A 6837-nucleotide genomic window follows, 5' to 3' on the forward strand; every position below is an offset into this window, starting at 1 on the left:
AGGGAGATCCGATGTCGTGGTCGCGTCCGGAACCGGGCGACTGGTCAAGTCCAGCCGAACTCGCGCAGTTGCAGCGGGCGGAGCTGCCGAGGGTGCTCGCCCAGGCGATGCGCTCGCCGTTCTACGCAGCCCGCTACCGGGGCCGCACCGCACCGGTCGGTGCGGAGGACTTCGCCGGCATCGAATTGACCACCAAGCAGGACCTGCGCGACCAGTACCCGTTCGGGATGCTCGCCGTGGACCGCGAGAAGCTGGCCACCTACCACGAGTCCAGCGGCACGGCCGGTGACCCGACCGCCTCCTACTACACGGACGACGACTGGGCCGACCTGGCCGAGCGCTACGCACGCAAGTGGGTCGGCATCCGCCCCTCGGACACCTTCCTCGTCCGCACCCCCTACGGCCTGGTCATCACCGCACACCTCGCCCAGGCCGCCGGCCGGCTGCGCGGCGCCACCATCGTCCCGGGCGACGCCCGTTCGCTCGCCACCCCGCTGCCGCGCATGGTGCGGGTGATGCGCGCCCTGGACGTCTCGCTGACCTGGTGCAACCCCACAGAGATCATGATGCTCGCGGCGGCCGCCAAGGCCGCGGGCCTCCGCCCCGACAAGGACTTCCCCGCCCTGCGGGCGATGTTCACCGCCGCCGAGCCCCTCACCGAGGTGCGCCGCCGCCGGATCAGTGAGATCTGGGGCGGCATCCCCGTGGTCGAGGAGTACGGCTCCACCGAGACCGGCACCATCGCCGGCCAGTGCCCGGACGGCTCCCTGCACCTGTGGGCCGACCGCGCCGTGTTCGAGGTGTGGGACCCGGCCACCGGCGAACTCTCCGGCTCCGGACGCGGCCAGCTCGTGGTGACCCCGCTCTACCGCGAGGCCATGCCGCTGCTGCGCTACAACCTCGCCGACGACGTCGAGGTGTCCACCGCCGACTGCACCTGCGGCTGGCTGCTGCCGACCGTCCGGGTGCTCGGCCGTTCCGGCACCGGCCACACCGTCGGCGCCGCGACCGTCACGCAACAGCGCCTGGAGGAGCTGGTGTTCAGCCTGCCCTTCGAGTACGACGTGATGTTCTGGCGTGCCATGGCCCACCCGGACGTGCTGCGGCTGGAGTTCGAGGCTCCCGACGCGACCCGTGAGCGGGCGGAAAAGGAACTGACCCGACTCATCGACCGCGAGCTCGGCGTACCGCACCGCATCACCGGCCTTCCGCTCGGCACGCTGGTTCCCTCCGAGGCGCTCACCGCACAGCGCGACATCCTCAAGGCCCGCTATCTGTTCGGTGAGGGCGAGGACTGGGACAAGGCGGTCATGTACGCATGAGCCGCCCTCCGCTGCGCGCATCCGACGGCCCGTCCGCACCCCGCCGGCCCCGGCCGGCCCTCTCTCGTCCCCCCGTCGTCCACAGCGGACGACGCCCGACCCGTAAGCGGTGACCCATGGTGAGTGACATGTCCCCCCTGCCGCCGAGCCCCGAGGACCGGATCGCCATCGTCGGCATCGGCTGCCGCTTCCCCGGTGGCGTCGACTCCCCGCAGGCGCTCTGGGAGTTGCTGATGGACGCGGGCGACGCGTCCGGACCGATACCCGAGGACCGGTGGGCGCCGCAGCGCGCCCAGTCCCGGGAGAACGCCGCCGTCCTGTCGCGGGTGATCTCCAACGGCGCCTTCGTCGACGACATCAGTGGCTTCGACGCCGCCTTCTTCGGCATGTCCGCCACCGAGGCCCGCCAGCTCGACCCGCAGCAGCGCATGGCGCTGGAGGTGGCCTGGGAGGCGCTGGAGCACGCCGGCATCCCCGCGTCGAGCCTCGCGGGCAGCGACACCGGTGTCTTCGTCGGTGTCGGCACCGACGACTACGGCCGCCGCCTCCTGGAGAACCTGCCGGGCGTCGAGGCGTGGACCGGTATCGGTTCCTCGCTGTGCGGAGTGCCCAACCGGATCTCGTACACCCTTGATCTGCGCGGCCCGAGCGTGGCCGTGGACACCGCCTGCTCCTCCTCGCTGGTCGCACTCCACCAGGCGTGCGCCGGCCTGCGCAGCGGGGAGATCCCCGTGGCGCTCGCCGGAGGCGTCATGCTGATGGCGGGCCCGGGCCTGACGACCGTCCTCGACATCGCCGGGGCCATCTCCCCGGACGGCCGCTCCAAGGCGTTCGACGAGGCCGCGAACGGTTACGGCCGCGGCGAGGGCTGCGGCATCGTCGTCCTCAAGCGCCTCGCCGACGCCCAGCGCGACGGCGACCGCGTCATCGCGCTCGTCCGCGGCAGCGCCGTGCACCAGGACGGCCGCACCGACGGGATCATGGCGCCCAGCCCGACCGCTCAGGCGCATCTGCTGCGCAGGGCGTACGCGGCCGCCGGCGTCGCGCCCGGAGAGGTCGACTACGTCGAGGCGCACGGCACCGGCACCAAGGTCGGCGACCCGATCGAGGCCGCCGCGCTCGCCGAGGTCGTGGGCGACCGGGCCCCCGGGCAGGGCCCCTGCCTGATCGGATCCGTGAAGACCAACATCGGCCACTGCGAGGCGGCGGCCGGCGTCGCGGGTCTCATCAAGACCGCGCTCGCCATGCAGCACGGCGTCATCCCGCCGACCCTGACCGTCGACGGGCCGCGCAAGGACATCCCCTGGGCCGAGTCGGGTCTGAGCCTGGTCGCCGAGGCGACACCGTGGCCGGCGGTGAACCGGCCGCGGCTGGCGGGCGTGGCCAGTTACGGCTACGGAGGCACGATCGCCCACGCCGTCCTGGAGCAGGCCCCGGTGGAGGCCACTCAGGAGGCGGACGCATCGGCGGACGCTTCCCCGGGCGCGGCCGAGGGAACAGGCGCGGCTCCCGCGAGCGCGGGCGTCACGCTCTACCCCGTCTCCTCCGCCAACGAGCCCGGCCTCGCCGCGCAGGCCGCGCGGCTCGCCGACGGCCTCGGGGCATACGACCTCGCCGACATCGGGCACACCCTCGCCCTACGCCGGGCCCACCTCGCCGGACGCGGTGTCGTCGTCACCGCGGACAAGGACGAACTCACCGCCGGCCTGCGGGCGTTGGCCGAGGGCGAGATGCACCCGGCCGTCGTCACCGGCGACGCGTCGGGCCCGTCCCGCGCGCCGGTCTGGGTGTTCTCCGGCCACGGTGCCCAGTGGTCGGGCATGGGCCGTGAACTGCTCGCCGACGAGCCGGTGTTCGCCGCGGCCATCGACCGCCTCGGCCCCATCTACGCCGAGGAGCTCGGCCTCACCCCGCGCGAGGTGCTCACCAGCGGGGAGCTCGGCTCCGTCGACATCATCCAGTCCATGCTCTTCGCCATGCAGATCGGCCTCGCCGAGGTCTGGCGGCGCTACGGGGTCGTCCCCGGCGCGATCATCGGCCACTCCGTCGGTGAGATCGCCGCGGCCGTCGTCGCCGGTGTGCTGTCCGAGTCCGACGGCGCGCGGCTGGTGTGCCGCCGTTCCGCGCTGCTGCGCAAGGTGGCCGGCAACGGCGCCATGATCATGGTGGACCGGCCGTTCGACGAGGTGCGCGAGACCATCGGCACCGACGACACACTGTGCGCCGCCATCGCCGCCTCTCCCACCTCGACCGTCGTCGCCGGTGACATCACCGCCGTCGACGAGGCCGCCGAGCGGTGGGCCGCGCTCGGCCGGACCGTCCGCCGGGTCGACTCCGACGTCGCCTTCCACAGCTCGCACATGGACGAGATCAGCGCCGATCTCGCCGTCGCGGTCGCGGACATCGAGGCCGGGACCGCGGACGTGCCGCTCTACCTCACCGCGCTCGACGACCCGCGGTCCACCCGCCGGCAGGACGCGACCTACTGGGCGGCGAACCTGCGCAACCCCGTCCGGTTCGTCGACGCCGTACAGGCCGCCGTAGAGGACGGGCACCGGACCTTCCTGGAGATCTCCGCACATCCCGTGGTCAGCCACTCGGTCACGGAGACCACCGCCAACGTGCCCGGCGCGCTGGTCGTACCGACCCTGCGCCGCAACAAGACCGAACGCACCACCCTGCTCACCTCGCTGGCCCGTCTGCACTGCGCGAACGTGCCGGTCGACTGGTCGGTCCTCCAGCCCGCCGGACGCCGTGCCGATCTGCCGACGACGGCCTGGCAGCACGAGCGTCACTGGGTCGACGCCCGGGGACTCACCGAGTCGCCCGTCGACACCCTGCTGGGCACCGAGACCGCGGTGCACGCCTCGCGGCTGCGGATCTGGCAGACCACGCTCGACCTGCGCACCCGCCCCTATCCGCGGCGGCACCCGGTCCTCGGCACCGAGATCGTCCCGGCCGCCGTCCTCGTGAACACCTTCCTGTCCGCCGGCCGCACCGACGTCCTGACCGACCTGCGGCTGCGCCAGCCGGTCGTCGTTCCGCAGCAGGAGACCCGGGAGGTGCAGATCGTCCGCGACGACACCGGTCTGCGGCTGGTCTCCCGCAAGCTCGGCGCGCCCGACACGGCGTGGTCCACGCACACCCTGGCCACCGTCGGCGGGGGAGAGCCCGCGGCGCCGGCCGGTGACGCGGACGCCCCCGAGGCGCTCGACCCCGGTCATGTCATCGAGCGGCTCGCCGAACTCGGCGTCGCCGACATGGGATACCCCTGGCGGATCGAGGAACTGCGACGCGGCGAGGGCACGTTGACCGCCGTCGCGAGCGCCGAACTCGACCGCAGCTGGGCGGCCGTCCTGGACGCCGCCCTGTCGATGGCTTCGGTCATCTTCTCCGGCCCCGGCGTGCTGCGCATGCCCGCGCACATCGACCAGGTGACCCGCTCCGGTCCGCCGCCGCGCAGGGCCGCGATCACCGTGCGCCTCGACCCCGCCCGGCCCACGACCGTGCACGTGGAGATCCGCGGCACCGTCGACGGCCAGGAGAGCGACTCCGTCCTCACCCTGCGCGGTCTGCACTACGGAGAGCTCGACGGCGACCTCTCCGGAGAGGAGCAGAGCACCAGCGGCCGGTTCGAGATGGAGTGGCAGCAGTTCCCGGTCGACACCGAGGCGCACACCGCGCTGCCCGACCACACGGTTCTGGTGCTCGGCCCGACCGATCTCGCCCGCTCGCTCGTCCCGGCGTGCGCCGCGCACGGTGCCATGGTGAGCGTGGACGCGACCGCGGTCACCGACGCCGACCATGTGCTGATCGCCCCGACCGCCGCCGAACCGGCGGAGATCGCGGTCGAGTTCGCCCGCATCGTCGCCGAGATCGCCTCCCTGCCCGGCCGTAAACCGCTGCTGTGGTGCCTGACCGCGGGCGTACGGGACGCGGCGACGATCGGCGACCTGGCGGGCTCGCCGCTGTGGGGCATGGGCCGGGTGGCGGCCAGTGAACACCCCGAGTTCTGGGGCGGTGTCGTCGATCTGCCGGCGGGCCCGCCGGACGAGGTCAGCGCCGCGCTGCTGCTCAACCTGCTCCATCTGCGGCCCGCGGAACCGGTGTTGTCGGTCGCGGGCGGCGCGGTCCACGTGCCCCGCCTGGTGCCCGCGACGCCGGTGCCGGACGCCGAGCCGTTCAGCTGCCGCGCCGACGGTACGTATCTGATCACCGGCGGCCTCGGTGTGCTGGGCCTCGAACTGGCGGAGCACCTGGCCCAGCGCGGCGCCCGCCGCATCGTCCTCCTCGGCCGTACCGCGGTGCCGCCGCGCGCCGCGTGGTCCGACGACGACCGCCGGGTCGGCGCGCTGCGCAGGCTGGAGTCCGCCGGGGTCACGGTGAGCACCGTCGCCGTGGACATCACCGACCTGGACGCGACGCGGGCCGCGCTCGACGCACTCCAACTCCCGCCGGTCCGGGGCGTCGTCCACGCCGCGGGCACCGTGCACAGCGCGATGATGCACCGCCTGGAGGCGAGCGCGCTGCGGGAGGTCATGAGGCCCAAGGCAGAGGGCGCGCTCGTCCTGCACGAGCTGTTCCCGCCGGGTTCGACGGACTTCTTCGTCCTCTTCTCCTCGGCGGGCCCGCTCCTCGGCCTGCCGGGCCAAGGCGCGTACGCCGCGGCCAACGCCTACCTCGACGCCCTCGCCGCCCACCGGCGGACCGGCGGCTTCCGGGAGTCGGTCAGCATTGCCTGGACCAGCTGGCGGGGGATGGGCATGGCGACCTCGGCCGACGCGACCGATGTCGAACTGGCCGCGCGCGGCACCGCCGACATCGCCCCGGACCAGGCGCTGCGCGCCTTCGACCAGACCGCGGCGGGCGCCCCGGGCGCGCTGGTCACCGTCATCAGCCTGCTGCGCGGCCACACCGGCCCGCGCCCCGCCCTGCTGGCGGAACTGGCGGGCGACGACGCCTCGCGGCCCACGGAGGTACCGGACTGGGTGGGCCTCACGGGTGACGAACTGGCGGCGTACCTGCTCGACGACGTACGCCGACGGGTCGCGGCGGTCCTCGGCATGCAGCCGGCGGCGGTGGGCGTCCACCGCCCCCTGACGGAGGCGGGCGTCGACTCCCTGCTGGCAGCGGCGGTACGGGTGGCGCTGGAGCGGGACCTGGGAGTGGCACTCCCGGCGACGCTGCTGTGGAACTACCCGACGGTGAGCGAGATAGCGGGCTTCCTGGCAGGCATCCTGACGGAGTCCTCGACGACAGCGCACCAGCCGACGTCGTAACAGCCCGACGCCGAGTGGCGGGCCGGTCGAGATGACCGTCCCGCCACTCAGCCGTGCCCGCCACCGACGCGTGCGCCGGGACGGCATCGCAGCCCGTCCGGCGTTTGAAGCGGCTCAGTCGAACGACGGCGCGCCACTCACTCCTGCGCCGGGTCCTGCGGGGCAACCAATCCAGCCCGTCCGGCGTTTGAGGACATGGCCGCAGGCCGTGCGGCACACGGGGGCTCAGTCGAACG

General features: G+C 73.6%; 2 protein-coding genes. Both read left to right on the forward strand.

The genetic code is table 11. The annotated features are described in order from the left end of the window. Positions 1 to 11 precede the first annotated feature (11 nt). Entirely contained in the window at positions 12 to 1322 is a 1311-nt protein-coding gene (locus tag ABTX78_RS19935) for a phenylacetate--CoA ligase family protein (protein WP_352208094.1), read from the forward strand. Between the two features lie 128 nt (positions 1323 to 1450). Continuing rightward, complete coding sequence (locus tag ABTX78_RS19940) at positions 1451 to 6601, forward strand: type I polyketide synthase (RefSeq protein ID WP_352208095.1); 5151 nt, start codon at positions 1451 to 1453, stop codon at positions 6599 to 6601. Positions 6602 to 6837: the final 236 nt, after the last annotated feature.

The sequence above is a fragment of the Streptomyces sp. NPDC096193 genome, from assembly GCF_040302905.1.
Classification (GTDB): domain Bacteria; phylum Actinomycetota; class Actinomycetes; order Streptomycetales; family Streptomycetaceae; genus Streptomyces.